The sequence below is a fragment of the Streptomyces doebereineriae genome (assembly GCF_031845645.1).
Taxonomy (GTDB): Bacteria; Actinomycetota; Actinomycetes; order Streptomycetales; family Streptomycetaceae; genus Streptomyces; species Streptomyces canus.
In genome coordinates, this window is sequence record NZ_JAVREZ010000008.1 from 159,218 (window position 1) to 177,802 (window position 18,585).

Genomic DNA, 18,585 nt, shown 5'->3' on the forward strand with positions numbered 1-18,585 from the left:
GAGGGGGACGAGTTGGGGTGGATGGGCGACCGGGGCTCGGCACGGTCGGGCTCGTTGGAGGACGCCGACGAACGCCGTCGGCTGTCCACACTGGATCTGGTGGGACTCGCCGCCGGCGGTGTCGTCGGTTCCGGCTGGCTGCTGGCGGCCGGCAAAGCCCACTGGGCGGCCGGTGACAACGCCGTGTGGGCCTGGGCGGCCGGCGGAGCGCTGATGCTGCTGATAGCCGCCGTGATGGTCGAACTGGGCATCGCCGTCCCCAAGACGGGCGGCCTGATCTTCCTCCCTCTGCAGGCCGCGGGCCCGCTGGTGGCCACGGTCGTGGCCGCCGGGCTGTGGATCGTGTACGCGGTGAATCCGGCGAGCGAGGCGGTGGCCATGGTCCACGGACTGGCGTACTGGTTCCCGTCGTTGCTGCGGAACGGCGAGGTGCTGAGGAACGTCGCCCAGCCCACCCCGCAGAGCATGGAACACGCCTACGACTTCTCCATGACCGGCGTCCTGTGGGCCGTGGTGTTCATGGCGCTGATCGTCGGGCTCAACCTGCTGCCGCCGCGCCGGCTGATCAGGCTGAACCTCTTCATCACCATGGTGAAGGTTCTGGTCCCGGTGCTGATCATCGTCTGTCTGGGGTTCGCCGCATTCGACGCCGCCGACAGCTGCAAGCCGGAGCAGGTCTGGTACCTCAGCGGGCGCTCGGGAACCGCCGAGCACCTGCAGAGCCAGGCCGGGCACCTCTCGCCGCTGTACGTGGTGCTGGGCGGCGCCGTCATCTACGCGTACATCGGCTTCCAGGCGCCGCTCGACTTCGCCGGCAACGTCAAACGGCGGGGCATGGGCGAGGCGGCGCGGCTGCGCTGGGCGGTGTACGGCACGCTCGTCGGCGCGTTCCTGCTGTACACGGCGCTGCAGTACGTGTTCGGCAGGCACTGCCAGGGGCTGACCGGGAACATGCTCGAATCGCCGTACTCCCAGTTCGCCGCGGCGGCGACGATGACCTGGCTGGCCTGGCTGATCCGGGTGAACGCGGTGCTGTCCCCGATGGGGTCCGGCATCGTCTTCACCCACGCCCTGACCCGCGAGGTCGCGGCCCTCAGCCGCGCCCACCTCACCCACCGCGGGCTGCAGACGGCGCGCCGGGCGTCGTTCCGGTTCCGGGGCGGCGAGATCGACGCGTACTGGATGATCCTGCTGGTCAACTTCGCGATAGGGCTGGCGATGCTCGTCGTGGTGCGGGGCAACTGGGAGGAACTGGTCGCCCTCAACAGCGTGCCGACGCTGGTCGTGTACGCCACACCGGGCGTCGTCCTGGTGGCGCTGAAACTGCCGGAGTTCGGGCGGACGCGCCGGGCGGTGCACCTGGCGCTCTCCGCCACCGCATTTGTCGCGATCGCCATCGTGATGCTCGAGGCGGAGTGGCCCAACGTGTGGCGGGGCATGGCCGCCGTGGGAATCGGCTCGGCGCTGCTGCTCGGGCTCCCCTGGCTGGCCAGACGCGACCTGCCCTTCGTGGGAGGCCTGTTCCGACGCTACGACGCCCGGGACCACGTCTCTCGCTTCGCCACCCCCGGGGACCCGGCGGTACGACCGGCGCTGCTGTTCCTCGCGCATCTGGCGGTGATCGTGTCGTGCACACTGCTGCGGCACGTCCTGAGCGACGATCTCGCCCTGGTGCCGCAGCTGATCGTCGCACTGTCGGCGGCTGTCTTCTTCCCGCTGCTGGTCCGGGCCTGCCGCCGCTACATGGACCACGTGCCGCCCACCCTGCCCGTGCCCCGCCGTGAACTTCAGGAAGTGCCCGTCACCGCAGGGACTTGATGACCCACTCCGCCGCCTCGTGCTGCTCGGCCGCCCGTAGTTCGGCCACCGCGTCATCGCGGTGGCCCACGTCCGACCAGCGGCCCACCGTGGCCCGCAGCAGCAGCTCGGCGTCCGGCAGCGGCAGTGCCAGCACCCCGCCCACGACTTCGACGACGGCGGCCGGAGTCACCGACTGCTCGTTCTCCAGGAACCGTTCGAGCAAGGTCCAGGCCTCGTCGCGCAGGTCGGCGCGGTGCAGACGGGCCGCGACATCGGCGACCAGGGCGGCGCCGACCGTCAACCGGGTGGAGGGGTCCGAGAGTTCGCGGCAGGCCGCGTCCACGGCGACCGAGTGCCGGGTCCGCAGCGCGCTCAGGCACTCCACGAACCAGTCCCGGTCCGCGTGCGGCTCCATGACGGCCAGGGCCAGTCGGCGTCCCGCCTCGTCCGCGGCCCGGGTCCGGTCCCGGCTGCGCTCGACGTTGTCCAGCAGGGCCACCAGTTCGGTGCCGGAGCGGCCCTCGACGCCCACGGCGGCGACATAGCGCAGCAGCCGGGAGCACTCGGGAGCCGCGTCCTTCTCCGGCAGCCACTCGTCCAGGTGTTTCAGCTCGTCGAGGGGGCGGGGGGCGGAGCCCGGGGTGGCGGAGCCCGCCACGATGTCGGCCAGCAGCTCGCGGGTGGTGCGGGTCAGGGCCGGCTCCTTGTGCCAGTACGACACGAGCGCGGCGAGTTCCTGCACGTTCGTGTGCCCGGCCGCGTAGTGCCGTACCAGGGCGCACTTGGCGGGCGACTCCTCCTCCCTCGCCAGCAGCGCGCAGAGCTTCACCACGTGCCGGGGCCGGGTGGTGCGGCCGATGTGCTCGGCGAGGGCGTCGTGACCGGCCCCGCGCCGGGCGATCAGCTTCGCCACCAGTCGCCGCGTCATCTCCACCTGGGTCGCGTCCGAGGCCTTCAGTCTCTCCTCGATCCAGCGCTCCAGGACCCGCCCGACCGGGCTGAGGTGCTGGAACGCGCCCGACAGGTCGGCGATCTCCTCGCCCTCCTCGCCCGGCCCGGCGTCCGGCTCGCTGTCGGCGATCGCCCGCAAGGTCAGTTCCAGCAGCCGGTCGGCCTCGCGGTCGCAGCCCTCGTCGCGGAGCGCGGTGTACAGCAACGCCTTGTCGAGGTTGGTGCGGCCGGAGCCGCGGCCCGCGAACACCTGCACGGTGCGCTCCGCGAGGTCGGACCCCCGCTCCTCCACGACCCGTACGAACACCGCCACGTCGAAGGCCGTGCGCTGGCAGGCCACGTCGTGCACGATGCTCGCGGTGATCGGGGCACGCTCGCTGCCGGACTCCGCCTCCTGCTGCATCACGGCCAGCTCGGCGGCCTCGCCGACGGGCCGCGACAGGGCGGCCGTCGCCATCAGCATGACCCCGTCCCGCGGGTCGAAGTGGTGGGCGAGCTCGACCAGTTCGTCGACCGGGCGGCGCAGCGCGAAGGCGTACAGGGCGCGCATGGCCATCGCCTCGCGATGCTCCTTGCGCATCCTGTCCAGGATGCCCATGAACTGCCTGACCTCGGCCCGTGCGACCCAGGCGTACGCCTCGTTGAGCGACTCGGCCAGGTCCGGCTGGAAGAGGTGGTCCGTGCGGCGGTCGCCCGCGGCGCTGCCGGCGCCGGTCATCCGCCGCCCAGCATCGCGGGTTCGACCTCACCCCAGTACCTGACGAAGTCGGCGGGGTCGGGCAGCAGTTCGCCGGCCTTGCGGTCGACGCGGCGGGCCAGGTCGCGGCTCTGCTCGTCCCCGGCCCTCAGTCGTACCACCACGCGGCCCGCGAGGTCGGGTCGGCGCATCAGATCGGGCAGGTTGCGCTCGCCGTTGAGGAGCAGCTCGCGCACCCATTCGTCCACCGTGCCCAGCGCACGGGTCCGGGGCCGGCGGCCCTTGGCGTGGTTGGTGAACAGCGGGGCCGCCTCCGAGGCGTCGTTCAGCAGCATCCGCGGCGCGTGGTGGACGCCGCACTCCTGCATCCCCTCGTCGATACCGGCGCGGAGTGCGCCGAGGGTGAGGTCCTCGGGGTGCTCGGGCATGCCCTGCTCGAGCACGTTCAGCAGATGGCCGCTGAACGGCGTGCAGGTGTCGAGGGGGTGAGGCAGGTTCTGGCAGGCGCCGGCCCACGCGTTGTGCACGCTGCCGCCGACCGCGGTGAGGACGCAGGTGCCGTTGAAGCGGGTGCCGAGAGCGCCCGGCAGGGCGGACTCGGGTCCCAGGTGGGGCAGCATGCTGGAGTAACAGCAGTCCGCTATCAGCACTTTGAGGCCGGCCTTGCTCTTCCTGATCGCCCGGTACACGTACCAGGCGGACAGCCATGTCCAGGGTTCGCTGATGCGCGAGGAGCCGACCGCGAAGTGGACCTGGCCGCCGGGCACGTCCTGCCAGTAGGCACCGTGCCCGACGTACACCACGAGCAGGGTGTCCTCCGGCCCCTCGCCGGCCGCGGCCGCCTCGTGGAGGGCGCGCATCACGCCGTCGGCCGTCCGCACCTCGTCCCGCTCCAGCACCGGGGACCGGTCGGCCGCGCCCCACCGCGGGTCCCGGGCCAGCGCCGTCCCGTAGGCACGGGCGCTCGCCTCGATCGTCGAATAGCCCTGTATGCCGGATTCGTCATCGTATGCACCGACGCCGATCACCAGCGCCCGGGATGCCATGCCGGTCAGCTCCCCTCGGGGGTGGCGAGGCCGTCGGTGCGTGGGGCGGGCTGCGGGTCCTGGGCGGCCGGCGGGGCCTGCGGGGGCTGGACGACGATGATGGTGACGGGTGGTGGATCGAGCCTGCGGCCCCGCCAGTTCTCGATCGCCCGTTGCACGGCGACCTGCACCGCGGCGCCGACAGCGCCGCCGAGCACGGCCTCCAGCATGATGGCAGCGAGGCCGCCGTCGAGGGTGCCGTCCTGCCCGGCCGTCTCCAGCCGCCAGGTCAGCCCTGTCTCCCGTCCCAGCTCCTCCAGGAGCTGCTCCGGCTCGTCCAGCCCGACCGGTCCCTCGACCTTCACGGAGATCGTCGCCGTCATCTCTCCCGTGCCTCCCCCGCCGCCGCGCGGCGTACATACCCCACTCTGCCAGGCCGAACGCCTGCTGTGCGAGGGCGCGTTGACGCTCGTTACAGGGTCAGTACGTCCTCGCCCGCGATCGCCCACAACGGCGGAGGGGAAGCGGGCGGTTGTGCGCCGGTTTCCGGGCCTGAGCGGCGTGCGACGGGTCGTTCCTCGAAGAGCTGTTGGCGACTCGGCGTACGGTCGCGCTCATACCCGTATCGCCCACAGTGTGCCGCTGCCGTCGAGGACCACGATCGAGTCGCCGCTCGCGGCAGGCTCGCTCACGGCCGTGCTGTCGAACTGGCCTGTCCAGAGCGTGCGGCCGCGCTCCACTCCGACGATCCGCACGCTGGTCCAGCGCTGGAACACGCGTGCCTGCTCTGTCCCGGAGAGCAGGGCGTATGTGCGGGTGGTCTGCACTCGCTGAGTATCGGCGTGCCACCGTTCCGCGCCGTCGGCGGCGGCCAGGCACACCGGTCCCGATCCCGTGGGCAGGACGAACCCGCCCGCCACGCTGGTCGTCGCCCGTTCCTTCAGGGCAACCTCTTGGTACGAACTGCCGTAGGTCCAGGCCCGCTCCCCGGTGAGTCCGTTCAGTGCGGTCGGTTTCCGGCGGGACCCCGCAGGCAGTGGAAGGAACACCGTGGTGCCCGACACCAACTCGTCGAGCGGCTGGTAGGCCGCGCTGCTGAAGTCCGGTTCGGTCTTCTGGAACGGGCTGCGCCACATCACCTCGCCTGTGTCCGCCTTGCGGCAGACGAGATCGACGGGCACCGTCCTGCCGGTCTCGTAGCAGAGCAGACCCTCACCCAGTGGCTGCGCCAGGTCGGCGTGCGGCACGAAGTCGGAGCGTGTCCACAGCTCTTTGCCCGTCTTGCCGAGTATTGCGATTCCGCCGTCGCAGAGGATCAGGTCGCCGGCCAGGATCCATGTGGCGTCGTAGGGGGAGGATACGTCGATCCCCCATCGCTGTTCGCCGGTGCGCGGATCGATTCCGATCACCGAACCGCCCTCTCCGGTGATCAGCAGGCCGCTGGGCCGGTGCACGGCCAGCCCCATGCCACTGTCGGAGACCGGCCGCTGCCACCGGCGCTCGCCGGTGACAGCGTCGAAGGCGTACACCCGTCCGCCTTCCTCATCGTTGCCCTGGACCAGGGCGAGTACCGTGCCGTTGACGACCGTGAAGCGCGCTGTCCGGGCCCAGGCCGCGTCGAGGGACACCCTCCACAGACGCTTACCGGTGGCAAGGTCGAAGGCGTGGAGCGCGGCGGTCTTCTTGTAGTAATGACCCGCGGCCACATGACACCGTCCGTCGGCCAGGACGACGTCCGGACCGTCGGAGTTGATCACGTCGACGTCTGCGATCTTCTGCGACCAGGCGACCGGGTCCCGCTTGGGGTCGCCGGTCAGGTACATCGCCGCCGCCCCTCCGGCGACCGCGACCGCGGCGACGCCCGCGCCCCTCATGAGCAGGCTGCGCCGGCTCATGACTGTTCCATCGAGCGGCCCGGCAGACGCCTGAACCGTAGCCGCCGCCGCGAGATCGTCGGCCCCGGAGGCAACCGAGGGCGGTGAACTCGCCGCGTGCTCCTCCCGGTCGACGACGGTGGGGGTGTAGCGACGGGCCGCGGGTACGGCCTGCCGCACACCAGTGAGGCGGCGCAGCTCCTCGGCGAGCGCGGCGGCCGATTCGTATCGCTCGCGCGGGTCCTTGGCCAGCAGCCGACCGACCAGGCGGTCCCACGGAGCGGAGACGCCGGGCGCGAGGCTGCTCGGCGCGGGGGCCGGATCATGAAGGTGCGCCGTGACGTACCCGAGGGTGTCCGGGGCGTCGAACGGCAGTCGCCCGGTGAGCAGTTCGAACAGCACGCACCCGAGGGAGTACAGGTCGCTGCGCTGCTCGGGGCGCCCGCGTGCCTGCTCCGGTGCCATGTACGCGGCCGTGCCCACCATGAACCCGGTCTGCGTCAGCCGGTCGCCGGTGGCCGAGGCGTCGGCGGCGCGGGCGATCCCGAAGTCGAGCACCTTCAGGCTGCCCGAGGCCGCGACGAACAGATTCGCGGGCTTGATGTCGCGGTGGAGGATGCCGGCGCCATGCGCCTCACCCAGCGCGTCGCACACCTGCGTCCCCCACTGCGCCACCTCCTCCTCGCCGACGGGACCGCGCCGGACGACGGCGTCCAGGCCCTCGCCCCGGAGCAGTTCCATCACGAGGAACGGCGTCGTGCCCTGGCCGGTGGCTGCCTCACCGAGGTCGTGGACGGTCACGATATGGGGATGCTGAAGCGCGGCGGTGATCCGCGCCTCCCGCAGAAACCGGGCGCGCGCCTCGTCGGCCCGACTGCCGCCACCCGCAAGGACCGAGATCACCTTGACCGCGACCGGCCGCCGTAGACTGACGTCCTGCGCCTCCCACACCTCTCCCATCCCGCCGCGCCCCAGCGGGCGCACCAGGCGGTAGCGGTCAGCGAGTATCGGATCCCGGTCGTCCACAGCCCCAAGTCCCCCGGTGGTAAGCGGTTTTCTCTCGGCAGCGTTGATCGTAGACCGTGGCCGCGGTGACCCGGGTTCCGGGCGACAGCAGACATCCCCCGTCCGATCTCGGCGAGAACGAGGGCCCCACCAGGCCGGCGTAGCCGACGCGCCGGCTGGTGGCGCGGCACCCGCGCCCACGTCCAGCTGGTCCGGGGTGCCGTCCGCCGCCCTCATCGCCCTTGCCTCTACCTGGCAGGTCGGCGCGGGCAGCGCAACGGCTTGGGACGCCCGCGCCCCCAGCAACATCAAGTCGCCGGTGTCGTCGCCGGCCGCGCTTCCCTTCTCCCCCAGGTGGCGGCCCGACTGCCCGGTCGCCGGCCGACACGACGCATGCGAAAAGGGCCCCCACAGGCTTCCGCCCGCGAAGACCCTTCACACCGTCGGGACGACAGGATTTGAACCTGCGACCCCTTGACCCCCAGTCAAGTGCGCTACCAAGCTGCGCCACGTCCCGGCCGCGTCTCCCACGGATGATCCGTGTGATCGCGCAGGTGAAGCCTACCGCACACGCGCGGCCGGACCGACTGGCGGAAGGTCAGCCCCGGGTGGCGACCGGCTCGCGAAGCTCCGCGGTCCCGGTGACGACCCGGCGCCCGGCCCGCCGGACCGGAACCAGCAGGGCCGCCAGCGCCGCGGCCAGGCACAGCACCGCCAGCAGGGTGAAGCCATGGGTGTAGCCGGCCTCGTACGGCAGTCCCGAGGACTGCGGATGCCCCGTGACCAGGACGCTGGTGACGGCCGCGCCGATGGAGCCGCCGATGGTGCGGATGTTGGCGTTCATACCGGTCGCGGCGCCGGTCTGGTCGGCCGGGACGCTGCCCACGATCAGGTTGGCCATGGAGGCGAAGGCGAGCCCGATGCCCAGGCCGAACAGGCCCGCGACCACGGCGATCTGCCACTGCTCGTCGTGCCAGAGGGCGAGGAAGCCACAGGCCACCGCGCCCAGCGCGGCACCGGTCACCAGAAGGGACTTGGCGCCGACGACCGGCTCCAGACGGCCGCTGAGCACCCCGGAGAAGAACATCGCCACCAGCATCGGCAGCATGAGCAGCCCGGCGGCGGTGACGCTCGCGCCGAAGCCGTACCCGGCCGACGACGGCGTCTGGACGAAGCCCGGCAGGAAGGACCAGATCGAGTACATCCCGGCGCCGAAGAGCAGCGCCGCGGCGTTGGTGGTCCGGACGGCGGGCAGGCGCATCACCTTCAGGTCGATCAGCGGGCTGCGGGAGCGGGCCTCGGAGTACAGCCACAGCGCGAACAGCACGACGGCCGCGCCGAACAGACCGAGCACCCGGGCCGAGCCCCAGCCCCACGTGCCGGCCTGGCTGAGCGGCAGCAGCAGCGCGACCAGCCACGCGGACAACAGGACGGCACCGAGCCAATTGACGTTCCCCTTCGCCCTGTTGGGCGACTCGGGCACATACCGTACGGCGATGAGCGTGGCGGCGATCACGATGGCGACCGGGATCCAGAACAGCCAGCGGTAGTCGAGCGCGGTCACGATGGGACCGGCCGCGACCATGCCGACGCCACCGCCGGCGGCGATCACGGCGGAGAGGTTGCTGATGGAGCCGCTCACCTCGGACGCGGCGAACTCGTCCCGGATGATGCCGAAGGAGAGCGGGAAGAGGGCGCCGCCGACACCCTGGACGACCCGGGCGACGATGAGGACGCCGATGCTCGGCGCGAGCGCGGCGAGAAGACAGCCGACCGCCACGGTCACGAGGACGGCGACGAGCGTGCGCTTCTTGCCGATCAGGTCGCCGACGCGGCCGAGGATCGGTGTGAAGATCGAGGCGGACAGCAGATACGCGGTCATCACCCAGGTCGCGGTGGACTGCGAGGTGTGCAGCGCGTGCTGGACGGTCGGCAGGGCCGGCGCGATCAGCGACTGGAGCATGGAGAACACGCCGGCACCGGTCGCGAGGACCGCGAAGGTGAGACGGGTGGACTTGCGGGGCATGAAGAGCCTCTCCGAACACAGAGTGCGGCCGGAGCCTCGTGGGAAGCGGTCGCGGAAAGGACGATGGAGGCACCTCGACTGCTAAAGTGGAGGTGCGCCTCCACTCTAGCGGAGGCGGACCTCCGCTTCAACCCGTACCGGAGGTGCACCTCCGTTTCATTCCCGGGAGGCAGTCGTGACCGCCCCGTCGTTCCCCATCACCGAGATCGTCGCGTCCCGCCGGCCCCACCGGAAGGACGCCGCCCGCAACTACGACGCCCTGCTGGCCGCCGCCCGCGAGGCGTTCGCGGAGCACGGGTCGGAGGCCTCCCTGGAGGACATCGCGCGCCGGGCGGGCGTGGGCATCGGCACGCTGTACCGGAACTTCCCCACCCGCCGCCATCTCTTCGAGTCGGTCTACGCGGACGACGTGAACACCCTGGTGCAGGTGGCCCAGGAACTCGCCGACCAGGAGCCCTGGCAGGCCCTCACGGCCTGGCTCGACCGGTTCGCGGGCTACATGGTGACCAAGCGGGCCGTCCGCGAGGCCCTCAACGACGAGTCGGAGATCTTCGCGGCCTGCCGGGAGTCGATGTACGCGGCGGGCGGGCCGTTGCTCGAACGGGCGCAGGAGGCGGGCCAGGCGCGGCGGGACATGGACTTCGTGGACCTGTTGCGCATGGTCGCCGGCATCACGGCGACGGCCTTCGACGACGACGCCCAGCGCGATCGGGTGTTGTCGATCGCGCTGGACGGGGTTCGCGTGTCGCACTGAGCCGGGGCGCGCCCGGGTCAGTGCGCGGCGACCAGTTCCCGCTCGCTGTCGGTGGCCGTCTGCTGGGAGCTGCGCAGGGCGGCGATGCCGATGAACACCATGGACGACAGACCGGCGATCGCGAAGGCGGTGAAGCCCCGGTCGCCGTTACCCGAGGCGAGGAGCTGGCCGCCGAGCCACGGACCGAGGACGGCGCCGAAGCGGCCCATGCCGGAGGTCCAGCCGACCGCGGTGGCGCGGTTGTCCGCGTCGGAGCGGATCGAGACCGTCGCGTAGATCATCGTCTGGGCGCTGTTGAGGAAGACGCCCGTGAAGAAGACGACGATCATCGTCACGGTCATGTCCATGTGGATGCTGAGCAGGAAGACACCGGCGGCGGTGAGCGCGAACCAGAGCGCGGAGATGCGCGGCGCGCCGAAGCGGTCGGCGGCCCGGCCCGCGACCAGCATGCCCACGATGCCGCCGAGGTTGAAGACGACCACGAAGGACAGGGCGGAGCCCAACTCGTAGCCCTCGGCCCGCATCAGGGTGGGCAGCCAGGTGGCGACGCCGTAGACGAGGAGCAGACCGCCGAAGGAGGCCACCCAGTAGAGCAGGGTCTGGATCCACTCGTTGCCGCGGAAGAGGTTCGCCAGGTTGGTCCAGCGGTCACCGGCGCCGCCGGTCCTGGCGGCCGGCACCTCGACGTCGTACCGCTCGGCCAGTGCCCTGGCCTCCTCGCGGCGGCCCTTGGCGACCAGGAAGCTCAGGGATTCGGGCAGCAACTTCGCCAGCACCGGAGCGAAGAGCAGCGGGAGCACACAGACCCAGAAGGCGGCCCGCCAGCCGACCGGGTCGATGAGCCACTTGGCGACGTAGGCGGAGAGGATGCCGCCCGCGTGGTGGGCGGTCATCAGCAGGCCGATGACGATGGCGCCACGGCCGCGCGGGGCGTAGTCCGAGACCATGCTGATCGCGGTCGGCAGCAGGCCGCCGAGGCCGACGCCCGCCAGGGTCCGGCCGAGGCCGAAGACCGTGACGCTGTCGGCCAGCGCGCACACGCCGGAGGCCAGCGAGAAGAGGATCACGCAGGAGACCATCAGCTTCTTGCGCCCGATCCGGTCGGCGATCGTGCCGGCGACGAGGGCGCCGACCAGCATGCCGAAGGTGGCGTAGCTGCCGAGGTCGCCGGCCTGGTCCGCGGTGAGGCCGAAGGTCCTGGTCTCCAGCAGGTGCGGCAGCACCGAGCCGTAGATGAACATGTCGAGACCGTCGAAGAGCACGGCCAGCCAGCACAGACCGACGACCAGGAGGGCCAGTCGGCTGCCGCGGGCGGACCGGAGCGGGGAGGGGGAGGAAGACATCGTTGGTTGCCTCTCGTACGTGGTGCGCCAGACGCTAAGGAGCCACCCCCGGAGTGTCAACGCTTTTGTCAACAATCTCATCGACAATGAATCCCCGGGAGGTGGCTCCGAACGCTTCAGCCGACCGGCGGCGTCCCGTGCGTGTGGAACGACTCGATGGTCTTCAGCCCCCAGGCCTGCCCCTTCTTCCGCTCCTCCTCGGTCCAGGTGACGAGCGGCCAGTCGGGTGCCAGCACCAGCCGGGTGAGCGGGTTGCACAGCTCGATGCGGTTGCCGCCGGGCTCGTAGACGTACAGGAAGAACGTCTGCTGGATGGCGTGCTTGTGGGGGCCCGTCTCGATGAACACGCCGGTGTCGATGGCGAGATCGGCCGCGCGCAGGATGTCCTCGCGGGTGTCGGTAGCGAAGGCGATGTGGTGCAGCCGTCCCTCGCTGCCGGTCCAGTCCGAGGTGTAGACGATGTCGTACGACTTGTTCGTGTACGTCAGCCAGCGCGCCGCGATCTTCCCGCTGTCCAGCCGGATCTGCTCGGTGGGCCGGGCGCCGAGGACGTGTTGCTGGAACTCGGCGTTGGCGAGCACGTCGGCGGCGAGGAAGTTGATGTGGTCCAGCCGCCGTACGCCCACTCCCCTGTTGGGCTTGGCCTGCGGCTGGTTCTTCAGCGCCGGCCGGAGTTCCTCGGGGGCCCGGTAGTACTCGCTCTCCCAGTAGAGGGCGTGCTCATGGCCGTCCGGGTCGGTGGTGACGTACAGCTTGCCCAGGCCGGGTTCGTCCTCGACCCACCTGCCCGTGCCGCCCGACTCCTCAACCGCCTTGATACGGCGGTGAAGTGCCTCCTCGCCGGCGGTGCGCAGGGCGAGCCTGCCGAGGCCGGGCCGGTCGCGGGCGGTGAGCACCAGGCTGTGGTGCTCGTAGTCGTCGTAGGTCCGCAGGTAAACCGTGTCGCCGTCCTGGCCGTTGACCGTCAGGCCCAGGTAGTCGGTGAAGAAGGCGATGCTGGCGTCCAGGTCCGGGGTGAAGAGCTGGGTGTGGCCGATGTGGGCGATGTCGCCGAGCGGCGGAGTCATCAGTGACCTCCTGTGGGTCGGTCGACGGCCCGGGGGAAGACGGTGCCGTCGAAGATCTTGCGGGCCGTACGGACCACGGCGGTGCGCCGCGCGGAGGGCGGACCGCCGGGGCTGGCGGCCAGGCTGCTCTCGATGTCCAGGAATCCCGTGGGATGTTCTATGCGGACGCGGTCGCTTTCGGGATCGGTCGCCGCGAGGCGGGCGCCCACACCGCCCTCGATCCGCAGGCCCGCGGCCACACTGGCCGCACCCAGGACTCCGATGGAGGTGTGGCAGCGCACCGGGATGAAGGTGCGGGTGGTGACCGCGCCGCCGTCGCGCGGCGGGGCGAGCAGCGTGAGCTTGGGGACGGTGGCGTCGGACACGTCCCCGAGGCCCATCAGGCGGCCCGCCGCCAGCCGTATGGAGTGCAGCCGGTCGGCGAGGGCGAGGTCCTCCTCCAGGTCCCGGGGCGGCTCGTAGCCGGTGACCTCGAGCGAGGTCGCCGCGATCAGGACGGTCGGCATGCCGTTGTTCACGCAGGTCACCTCGACGCCGTCGATGACGTCGACGGCCTTGCCGGTGGGCAGCAACTCCCCGGCGCCCGGCGGGAAATCGATCACCACGGGCGCGGCCGTCCCCGGCACGCCCGAGATCTCGGCGTCCCCCGTGTACCGCACCCGGCCCCCGGGGGTGGGGAAGGTCGCCGTCGCGTGATCGCCGGTGTTGACCATGCGGATCCGGACGGAGGTCTCCTGCTCCCCCGCCGCCACGAGTCCGCGTTCGACGGCGAACGGGCCGACGCCGGCGAGGATGTTCCCGCAGTTCTGACGGTCGCTCACCTCCGGCCGGTCGACGACGACTTGGAGGAAGAGGTAGTCGACGTCGGCCTCCGGGTCGGCGGACGGGGAGATCACGGCGACCTTGCTGGTGAGCGGGTGCGCGCCGCCCAGGCCGTCGATCTGCCGTTCGTCCGGGCTGCCCATGATCCGCAGCAACAGGTCGTCGCGCAGGGCGGGTTCGGCGGGCAGGTCGTCGGCGAGGAAGTAGGCGCCCTTGGAAGTACCGCCCCGCATCAGCAGGCAGGGCACCCCCTCGGTCACGACCGCTCCCCCTCGTACTCCTCGTACGTCCGGTACTCCACACCGAGCCTCTTCAGCGTCTCCCGCAACCCGTAGCGGTCCAGGCCGAGTTGGCCCTCGACGAAGGCGGCACGGGTGGCGGCCTCCTTGGCCTCGCGGGCCTCGGACCTCTCGATGGTCTCTCGGGCGCGCTCGCGGGGGACGACCACGACACCGTCGTCATCGGCGAGGATCACGTCACCCGGGCGGATCATCTGGCCGTCGATGGCGATCGGCACGTTGACCGAGCCGCCCGTGGCCTTGACCGTGCCCTGCGAGGAGACCGCGCGGGACCAGGCGGCGAAGCCCATGTCACGCAGCTCCTGGGTGTCGCGGATGCCGGTGTTGGTGACGACCCCGCGCACCCCGCGCTGTTGCAGAGCGGTCGCGAACAGTTCGCCGAACAGTCCGTCCGTGCACGGGGAGGTGGTGGTGACGACGAGGATGTCGCCCTCGCCGCACTGCTCGACGGCCGCGTGGATCATGAGGTTGTCGCCGGGCCAGCCGATCACGGTGACGGCCGTGCCCGCGACCCGTACGCCCTGCTGGACGGGGCGAACGGCCGGGCCCAGCAGGCCGGTTCGGCCCATCGCCTCGCTGACGGTGGCCACGCCGTACTGTGCCAGCGCGTCGACGTCCTTCAGGTCCGCCTTCGGCGGGTCGGTGACGATCACGCCCATCACGCCAGCTCCTTCGCGATCTGCGGGTAGGGGCGCATGTACGCCTCGGCCATGGTCTTGTGGGCCAGCCCCAGGTTCGGGCCCGCGTTGCGCTTGAGCTGGACGCCCCGGCGGACGGCGAGGTCGGTGTAGTAGTCCCACAGGTGCTGCTGGGCGCCGAGGCACTCCATGGCCTTGCGCTTGGTCTCCCAGACCTCGGTGATGTCGAGGAGCACCTCGGGCTTGAACCCGCTCATCTCGGGCTGGTGGGGCTCGAAGTAGAAGACCGGCGGGGCGCCGATGATCTCGCCCTCGCCCGGGTAGCCGATGGCCTGCGCCAGGACCCGGGCCTCCAGGGCCATCCGGTTGGCGGCCGGGTGGTCGCCGTTGTACGGGTCCTCGACCGGGTGGGTGAGCACGACGTCGGGCTGGGTGGCCCGGTAGACCTCGACGAGCTTGTCGGTCAACTCGGCGGTGGCGACCAGCGGGTAGTCGCCGGCGTCGAAGAATCGCACCTCGGCGCCGAGGGTCGCGGCGGCGCGCTCGGCCTCGTCCCGGCGTATCGCCTTGATCTCGTCGAGTTTCCTGCCCTCGCGCCAGGCCTTGGCGGACTCCCCGCGTTCACCGAAGGTCAGACAGGCGATGGTGACCTTCTCGCCCCGGGAGGCCGCCAGGGCGATGGCTCCGCCCGCCCGCCACACGAAGTCCCCGGCATGCGCGGTGATCACCAGTGTCGAACGTGGAGGGGCGGGCGCGCCTGACTGCGTCATTACGGACATCTCCTTCAAGTGGACAGGTTCGCGCCCGCCTCGCGCGGCTCAGTCGCGCAGCGCCTCGATCACGCTGGTGAGGTGGGCGCGGACGGCCTTCTCGGCCGCCTGCGGGTCCCTGGCCCTGATCGCCTCGATCATCGCCAGATGCTCGTTCAGGGAGTGCTGCGGGCGTCCCGGCCGAAGCGCCAACTGGAAGCGGTGGCGCACCAGTTGGGCGTTCAGTCGCTCCAGCAGATCCACGGCGGTCCGCTGGCCCGAGAACTCCCGCACCCTGGCGTGCAGTTCCTGGTTGAGCTCGGAGTAGGTCATCGGCTCGCCGTCGGCCACGGCCTTGGTCATCGCCGTGCCCAGTTCGGTCAGCTCGGCGAGCTGCTCGTCACTGGCCAGGGTCGCCGCCTTGGCCGCGCACAGTCCTTCGAGGACCATGCGGCACTCGGTGATGGCGACCGCCTCCTCGACGGTCACCACCCGCACCCGGGAACCCCGGTTGCGGATCCGCTCGACGAGGCCCTGGGCCTCCAGATCGATGAGTGCGGCCCGGATGCTGGCCCGTGTCACACCGAACTGCTCGGCGAGCTCGTTCTCCACCAGCCGCTGCGCCGGTGCCATCTCGCCGTGCAGGATCGCCTGCCGCAGCTGCGCGAGCGCATGCTGTTTGGCCTGCTCGCCGGTGCTCGGACGGGCTTCTTTCGGCATCGTTGCCCTCCCTGAGTGAGTGCCTGTCGAACCTAAATCTAGCCAAACAAGATTGTCAACAATTTTGTCTGCCGTATCGCGCACACGACTCCCGTCGCGCGCAGTCGAGCGGGGTCTCGGCGTGGGCGACGAAGTCGTGGACCAGCCGGCGGAAGAGCGCGGCGAACCGCTCCAGCTCGCCGGGGGCAGTCGGCAAGGGCCGGCTCGACGCCCCGGCGGCTCGCCTCCCGTATGCGCTCCACCGCCGCGAGGCCCGCATCCGTGAGTTGCACGAGCCGGGCCCTGCGGTCGTCCGGGTCGGCGACCCGCACGACGTACGCGATCCGCTCCAACTGCCGCAGCTGCCGGGTGACATGGGAGGCCACCACGAACAGCCGGACGAATTGATTGCTTGACTTAAGTAACTCGCATATGCTTGCCTAAGTCAAGCAAGACGGCACCCCTCCAGAATGTGAGCACCCCATGGCCACGATGAAGTCCGTCCACGCCGCGAAGGACAAGGTCGACGTGGTGGACGTCGAGCGGCCCGTACCCGGCCCCAAGGACGCCCTCGTGCGGATCCGGGCCTGCGGGATCTGCGGCACGGACACCTTCTTCCTCCACCTGGGCGGCATGCCCTCCGGTGCGGACGGGGCGACGCGGGCCATCCCGCTCGGCCACGAGCCGGCCGGTGAGATCGTCGAGGTGGGCGCCGAGGTGAGCGGTCTCGCGGTCGGCAACCGGGTCGTCGCCAACCCGCAGGGCGCGCTCACCGGCATCATCGGCTGCGGTGGCGAACTCGGCGGCATCGACGAGTACTTGCTCATCCAGAACGCCGAGGTCGGCAGGAGCGTCGCCGTCTTCCCCGATGACATGCCCTTCGACGTCGCCTCCCTCAACGAGCCGATGGCGGTCGCCCGGCACGCCGTCAACCGCTCCGAGGCGCAGCCCACGGACAAGGTGGTCGTGTTCGGCGCCGGACCGATCGGTCTGGGCGCCACGATCTGGCTGAAGCTGCGCGGGGTGGAGCACGTGACCGTGGTCGACGTCATCGCCGAGCGCCTGGAGACCGCGCTGGCAGTCGGCGCCGACGCGGTCGTCGACTCCGCCACGGAGGACCTCACCGGCCGGCTGAAGGAGCTGCACGGCGAGGCCGCGAACGCGCTCGGGCAGCCGCGGGCCGGCACCGACGTCTACATCGACGCCGCGGGGGTGCCGGCGGTCTTCGACGCCGTGATCGCCAACGCCAAGTGGCACGCCAAGCTCGTCATGGTCGCCGTACAAAAGAAGGGCGAGGTGGATCTCGGCGGCATGCTGCGCAGTGAGTTGACGCTCATCGCTTCGCAGGGTTATCCGACGGAGATCTTCGAGGTCACGGCGGAGCTGGTGGAGCACCGGGAGCGGTTCGCCAGGCTGATCAGTCACCGGGTGCCATTCTCCGAGGTCGGCCGCGCGTTTCAGCTCGCGCTGACTCCCGGGGCCGCGGAGAAGGTCGTCGTCACCTTCGACGAAGCATCACATCGCTGAAAGTGCCCCACCATGCCGTCCGGCGTCCGCGCCTTCGCCGCACGGCATCGGACAGGGACTCCCACCCCATGATCGACAGCATCCTCCGCTGCCGTCCGCGCTTCTGCGACACGGCACTCCCCCTCGGTCTCTTCGCCTGCTCCTTCCCCGGGAGCCTCGTCACCCTGCCGGGCAGCGACCCCACGGTCGCCTGGTGGCCCGGTGTTCTGCTGACCGGACCGGCGTGCGTCGCACTGCTGTGGCGCCGGAACCGTCCCCGCGCAACGACGGCCGTGGCCATGGCGTGCGCGACAGCCGTGTCCGCCTTCGGCTACATCCTCACCGTCCTGCTGCTCGGCCCCCTCATGACCGCCCTCTATTACCTGGCCCTGCGCACGGACCGCAGGACCGCCAACACTTTCGCCTTCGCGAGCATCGCCTGTCTGATCTCGGTGGCTCTCATGGCCGGACCCGGCGACGAACCACTGGTTCTCAAGCTGCTCGGGCCCGCCGCCTGGCTGCTGCTGCCCGTCGCCCTCGGCACCACGACCCGGCTTCGCGGCGCTTACCTGGAGGCCGTGCAGACCCGTGCCGAGCATGCGGAACGCACCCGGGAAGAGGAGACACGGCACCGGGTCACGGCCGAGCGCATGCGCATCGCCCGCGATCTGCACGACGTGGTGGCCCATCACCTCCTCCTGGCCAACATCCAGGCCGGCACGGTCAGCCGTATGCTGCCCGCGCGACCCGGCGAGGCCGGGAAGATCGCCGCCGAACTGACCAGCACCACCTCGTCGGCGCTGTGCGAACTCAAGTCCACCGTGGGCCTGTTGAGGCACGACGCAGACCGTACGACCGAATCCGACAGGACACCGGAGCACACCCCTGGACTCGCCCGACTGCCCGAGCTCGCCGCCTCCTTCCGGCACGCCGGGCTCACGGTCGCCGTCACCACCGAAGGAACGGCGAGGCCCCTGTCCGCCGGTACCGACCTCACGGCGTACCGCATCGTCCAGGAAGCCCTCACCAACGTCACCAAGCACGCGGCTGTCGACACGGCGGAGGTACGGCTCGTCCACCGGGCCGACGACCTGCTCCTGTCCGTCGTCAACGACGGCCCCGCGTACGCCAACTCCCCTTCCCCCGGCGGTGGTTACGGCCTGATCGGCATGCGCGAGCGGGCCCGTTCCGCAGGCGGCCGGATCCGTACGGGCCGTCTCGTCCAGGGCGGCTTCGAGGTCGTCGTCGAGCTGCCGTACCACCCGGACACCGATTGAACTTGCTTAAGTCAATCAATTGCGATTCACTTGAGTGAGTCAAGCAATTCCTT

The 18,585-nt window shown here is 70.9% G+C and carries 16 protein-coding genes, 1 tRNA gene and 1 pseudogene; 4 read left to right on the forward strand and 14 right to left on the reverse strand.

Annotated features, from left to right (window positions below):
• Window positions 1-54 precede the first annotated feature (54 nt).
• Window positions 55-1,818 (forward strand): APC family permease, encoded by a 1,764-nt coding sequence (locus RNB18_RS23925; protein ID WP_311716159.1) that lies wholly within the window; start codon window positions 55-57, stop codon window positions 1,816-1,818.
• On the opposite strand, the gene RNB18_RS23930 is transcribed toward RNB18_RS23925, so the two are convergent.
• The 6 genes from RNB18_RS23930 to RNB18_RS23955 all read right to left on the reverse strand — a co-directional run bounded on the left by RNB18_RS23930 (window position 1,802) and on the right by RNB18_RS23955 (window position 9,378).
• Window positions 1,802-3,469, reverse strand: coding sequence for a hypothetical protein (locus RNB18_RS23930; protein WP_311716160.1), 1,668 nt, complete (start codon window positions 3,467-3,469; stop codon window positions 1,802-1,804). The two genes, RNB18_RS23925 and RNB18_RS23930, sit on opposite strands and share 17 nt — an antisense overlap.
• Window positions 3,466-4,494 (reverse strand): hypothetical protein, encoded by a 1,029-nt coding sequence (locus tag RNB18_RS23935; protein WP_311716161.1) that lies wholly within the window; start codon window positions 4,492-4,494, stop codon window positions 3,466-3,468. The genes RNB18_RS23930 and RNB18_RS23935 overlap by 4 nt, the downstream gene beginning before the upstream one ends.
• A gap of 5 nt (window positions 4,495-4,499) precedes the next feature.
• Complete coding sequence (locus RNB18_RS23940; protein WP_311716162.1) at window positions 4,500-4,856, reverse strand: hypothetical protein; 357 nt, start codon at window positions 4,854-4,856, stop codon at window positions 4,500-4,502.
• A gap of 231 nt (window positions 4,857-5,087) precedes the next feature.
• On the reverse strand, window positions 5,088-7,373 hold the full coding sequence (locus RNB18_RS23945; RefSeq protein WP_311716163.1) for a protein kinase domain-containing protein: 2,286 nt from the start codon (window positions 7,371-7,373) through the stop codon (window positions 5,088-5,090).
• Between the two features lie 422 nt (window positions 7,374-7,795).
• Window positions 7,796-7,869: transfer RNA gene (locus tag RNB18_RS23950), tRNA-Pro, on the reverse strand.
• Between the two features lie 81 nt (window positions 7,870-7,950).
• Window positions 7,951-9,378: an MFS transporter gene (locus RNB18_RS23955; protein WP_311716164.1), complete on the reverse strand. Its 1,428-nt coding sequence runs from the start codon at window positions 9,376-9,378 to the stop codon at window positions 7,951-7,953.
• A gap of 175 nt (window positions 9,379-9,553) precedes the next feature.
• Between RNB18_RS23955 and RNB18_RS23960 the strand changes: the two genes are divergently transcribed.
• Window positions 9,554-10,132, forward strand: coding sequence for a TetR/AcrR family transcriptional regulator (locus RNB18_RS23960; protein ID WP_311716165.1), 579 nt, complete (start codon window positions 9,554-9,556; stop codon window positions 10,130-10,132).
• Between the two features lie 17 nt (window positions 10,133-10,149).
• Here the strand turns inward: RNB18_RS23960 and RNB18_RS23965 are convergent, their stop codons facing one another.
• The 8 genes and pseudogenes from RNB18_RS23965 to RNB18_RS53755 form a co-directional block, all read right to left on the reverse strand.
• Entirely contained in the window at window positions 10,150-11,475 is a 1,326-nt protein-coding gene (locus RNB18_RS23965) for an MFS transporter (protein WP_311716166.1), read from the reverse strand.
• A gap of 116 nt (window positions 11,476-11,591) precedes the next feature.
• Window positions 11,592-12,542: a catechol 2,3-dioxygenase gene (locus tag RNB18_RS23970; RefSeq protein ID WP_311716167.1), complete on the reverse strand. Its 951-nt coding sequence runs from the start codon at window positions 12,540-12,542 to the stop codon at window positions 11,592-11,594.
• Complete coding sequence (locus RNB18_RS23975; protein ID WP_394817656.1) at window positions 12,542-13,624, reverse strand: 4-oxalomesaconate tautomerase; 1,083 nt, start codon at window positions 13,622-13,624, stop codon at window positions 12,542-12,544. The genes RNB18_RS23970 and RNB18_RS23975 overlap by 1 nt, the downstream gene beginning before the upstream one ends.
• Window positions 13,621-14,325 (reverse strand): 4-carboxy-4-hydroxy-2-oxoadipate aldolase/oxaloacetate decarboxylase, encoded by a 705-nt coding sequence (locus RNB18_RS23980; protein WP_311716168.1) that lies wholly within the window; start codon window positions 14,323-14,325, stop codon window positions 13,621-13,623. Before RNB18_RS23980 ends, RNB18_RS23975 begins: the two co-directional genes overlap by 4 nt.
• Entirely contained in the window at window positions 14,322-15,071 is a 750-nt protein-coding gene (locus RNB18_RS23985; RefSeq protein WP_311716169.1) for a PIG-L deacetylase family protein, read from the reverse strand. The genes RNB18_RS23980 and RNB18_RS23985 overlap by 4 nt, the downstream gene beginning before the upstream one ends.
• A 48-nt stretch (window positions 15,072-15,119) precedes the next feature.
• Entirely contained in the window at window positions 15,120-15,770 is a 651-nt protein-coding gene (locus RNB18_RS23990; protein ID WP_069761104.1) for a GntR family transcriptional regulator, read from the reverse strand.
• A gap of 55 nt (window positions 15,771-15,825) precedes the next feature.
• Window positions 15,826-15,966: a hypothetical protein gene (locus tag RNB18_RS23995; protein WP_311716170.1), complete on the reverse strand. Its 141-nt coding sequence runs from the start codon at window positions 15,964-15,966 to the stop codon at window positions 15,826-15,828.
• 109 nt (window positions 15,967-16,075) lie between these two features.
• Window positions 16,076-16,138 (reverse strand): annotated as a pseudogene (locus tag RNB18_RS53755) (hypothetical protein); the annotation flags it as partial.
• 94 nt (window positions 16,139-16,232) lie between these two features.
• Here RNB18_RS53755 and RNB18_RS24000 point away from each other — a divergent pair.
• Entirely contained in the window at window positions 16,233-17,276 is a 1,044-nt protein-coding gene (locus tag RNB18_RS24000) for a zinc-dependent alcohol dehydrogenase (protein ID WP_311716171.1), read from the forward strand.
• A gap of 68 nt (window positions 17,277-17,344) precedes the next feature.
• Entirely contained in the window at window positions 17,345-18,532 is a 1,188-nt protein-coding gene (locus RNB18_RS24005; RefSeq protein ID WP_311716172.1) for a sensor histidine kinase, read from the forward strand.
• Window positions 18,533-18,585: the final 53 nt, after the last annotated feature.

Coding starts and splice junctions, on each gene's coding strand:
- RNB18_RS24000 (WP_311716171.1), top strand. CDS start 16,233: ATGGCCACGATGAAGTCCGTCCACGCCGCGAAGGACAAGGTCGACGTG.
- RNB18_RS23970 (WP_311716167.1), bottom strand. CDS start 12,542: ATGACTCCGCCGCTCGGCGACATCGCCCACATCGGCCACACCCAGCTC.
- RNB18_RS23930 (WP_311716160.1), bottom strand. CDS start 3,469: ATGACCGGCGCCGGCAGCGCCGCGGGCGACCGCCGCACGGACCACCTC.
- RNB18_RS23965 (WP_311716166.1), bottom strand. CDS start 11,475: ATGTCTTCCTCCCCCTCCCCGCTCCGGTCCGCCCGCGGCAGCCGACTG.
- RNB18_RS23935 (WP_311716161.1), bottom strand. CDS start 4,494: ATGGCATCCCGGGCGCTGGTGATCGGCGTCGGTGCATACGATGACGAA.
- RNB18_RS24005 (WP_311716172.1), top strand. CDS start 17,345: ATGATCGACAGCATCCTCCGCTGCCGTCCGCGCTTCTGCGACACGGCA.
- RNB18_RS23940 (WP_311716162.1), bottom strand. CDS start 4,856: ATGACGGCGACGATCTCCGTGAAGGTCGAGGGACCGGTCGGGCTGGAC.
- RNB18_RS23990 (WP_069761104.1), bottom strand. CDS start 15,770: ATGCCGAAAGAAGCCCGTCCGAGCACCGGCGAGCAGGCCAAACAGCAT.
- RNB18_RS23985 (WP_311716169.1), bottom strand. CDS start 15,071: ATGACGCAGTCAGGCGCGCCCGCCCCTCCACGTTCGACACTGGTGATC.
- RNB18_RS23955 (WP_311716164.1), bottom strand. CDS start 9,378: ATGCCCCGCAAGTCCACCCGTCTCACCTTCGCGGTCCTCGCGACCGGT.